The sequence below is a fragment of the Acinetobacter sp. NIOH-H-8 genome (assembly GCF_046635365.1).
Lineage (GTDB): Bacteria > Pseudomonadota > Gammaproteobacteria > Pseudomonadales > Moraxellaceae > Acinetobacter.
In genome coordinates, this window is the sequence record NZ_JBHDVN010000100.1 from 1 (window position 1) to 2,585 (window position 2,585).

The window sequence follows — 2,585 nt, forward strand, 5'->3', positions numbered from 1 at the left end:
TTCCACTTTAGATATTTGTTTAAGATGAGATGTAACTCATTGAAATGTGTCATCATATTCGTCGTCAGAAAACAAGTATTATGCCATTATTTCAATGAGTTATCTTTTTTTGTCGTGTACAAAGATATTTTTTAATGATAAATAAAAAGCCTATTTTTAAAGAAATTTAGCATACGGCATAGTGAAAACAACAATAGAGCAATTACTCAACAATAAACATTAACATCAATTATTTAGATCATATTCAATTTTAATAAAAAGACAAATGTGTATTAAAAATAGCCATCATACGTCTATTTTTGATTACAAAATATAATGAGGGGATTGCTTCCCATTTCATACATTTTTCATATATAAAAAGACATACTATTTTTAAGGTTTTTCTAAACCAATTTTTTTACTTCATAATTTTTAACATCATAATTAAAGGTGAACCATGCAAAATAAGAAGCGCACCCCATTAGACGCGCAACAGTCCCATCTTTGGATTATTGGTGGTGGTATCGCAGGTATGGCTGCTGCTGCATTTGCAATCCGTGATGCCAAAGTCCCTGCCAAAAATATCCATATTTTAGAAGAACTCGATATTTCAGGTGGTTCCATGGATGGTGGACATACACCGCATGCCGCGCAAGCTTGGGTAACACGTGGTGGGCGAATGCTGACCGATGAAACTTATTTGTGCCTATGGGACTTATTTTCCAGTATTCCATCTTTGGAAAATCCAGACATTTCGGTGCGTGAAGAATGTCGTGAGTTTAATGAAAAAGTGAAAACCCACGCCAATGCACGGTTGATTGATGCCGAACATGTCATTGCGGATGCAGCAAAGCTTGGTCTGAATACGCTACATCGTGCACAGATGCTGCGCCTATTAGCTTCAAAAGAAGAAAAAATTGGCAGTCGCCGCATTGATGAGTTTTTTGATGAAACCTTTTTTGAAACCAATTTCTGGCGCATGTGGCGCACGACTTTCGCTTTTCAAAAATGGCACAGTGCAGCAGAGTTAAGACGCTATTTCTTGCGTTTTATTCAAGAATTGCCACGCATTCATACCTTAGCGGGTGTGAAACGTACCAAGTACAACCAATATGACTCGATGATTCTGCCCCTACAGCGTTGGTTAGTCGCACAAGGCGTCGATGTGCGTTTTGGACACTATGTCACAGATGCAGACTTCATTACCAATGCTGAAACTCAAGAACGCTACGCTTCACGCCTATATGTACAATTGCCTGAAGGCTCAGAGCAAATTAATCTGAAAGCCAATGATTTAGCTATTTTCACTTTAGGCTCTATTACAGCAGACTCACGTTATGGCGGTAATCATGACGTGCCTGCCCTTATTCGTCATCGAGAAGATCATGGCTGGACGCTTTGGGAAACGCTGGCACAAAAAGCCCCAGACTTTGGCCGTCCAATGACTTTTTATGGCAATGTCGATGAACATAAGTGGGAGTCTTTCACTCTGACCATGAAAGATGACGTGCTACTTAAACGTATTATTGACTATACAGGCAATGAACCAGGCACAGGCGCACTCATGACTTGGTATGAGTCGGGTTGGCATTTATCCATCGTGGTTCCTGCACAGCCACACTTTGCCGACTTACCTGAAGGTTTATATACCTTATGGGGCTATGGTTTCCAAATTGACCATATAGGCGATTACATCAAAAAACCAATGTCCGAAGCCACGGGGCAAGAAATCCTAACAGAACTGATTAAACAGCTCGGTTTTGACGACATTTTAGATCATGTTTTGGCAACGACTGATGTTACTACCGCCATGATGCCATACGCCTCTGCCCTATTCGCCTGCCGTAAACCGGGGGATCGTCCACAGGTAATTCCACAAGGCTCACAAAACTTTGCTTTCCTTGGACAGTTTGTGGAAATTGAAGATGACGTGGTCTTTACTGTGGAATATTCAGTTCGTGGGGCGATGCTTGCCATTTATGAATTTTTTGGGGTGGAACGTGAAATCCCTGAAATTTACAACGGTCTACTTGATCCCAAAGTGGGTTTAAAAGCTTTAGAAACAGTGTTCCACTAAGTTTTTAATATATAGCGATAAGAGCACCTTTATGTCGCCACTATTACATAGTTTAATTTAAGCAACGTTTGGATACACGAGTGTGGCAGGGATGCCACACGTTATCCATCATAATAGGGATGTTATGTATGGGTAACAAAGGCTTTTGCTTTCTTTTGGCTTATCAAAAGTAAGGGTATTGCCTACACAAACACCTTTTATACTTTATTGAAAGTTGAGGCCGTGTACGCACCTAATTTTAAATTGGATAAAAAGAAAAATTAGATAAAACTTTATACCTCATTCGTAAATAAATTGACTAATCAACATAGGAAAAACATCTTCACGTTTTAAATAATACTCCGAAACTGACTAAGTGCTTTTCTATCTTTTTCTCATGATTTTAGATTTCATAAAAATTACCTCTGTACACGACAAATTTCATAGGGTCCTTGTCCTATCAGGCTTTTTCTTTCTTAAAATTGCTAGCACTTTCTTAAATTCTTCTTTTTTTCCAAAACCAATCAAACGTAGAATAGCCATTTGAACA

General features: G+C 38.9%; 1 protein-coding gene. It reads left to right on the forward strand.

Annotated elements, in window-relative coordinates; genetic code table 11:
- Nucleotides 1-436: 436 nt before the first annotated feature.
- Entirely contained in the window at nt 437-2,056 is a 1,620-nt protein-coding gene (locus tag ACEWB7_RS17105) for an oleate hydratase (protein ID WP_004883953.1), read from the forward strand.
- The last annotated feature ends 529 nt before the right edge of the window (nt 2,057-2,585 follow it).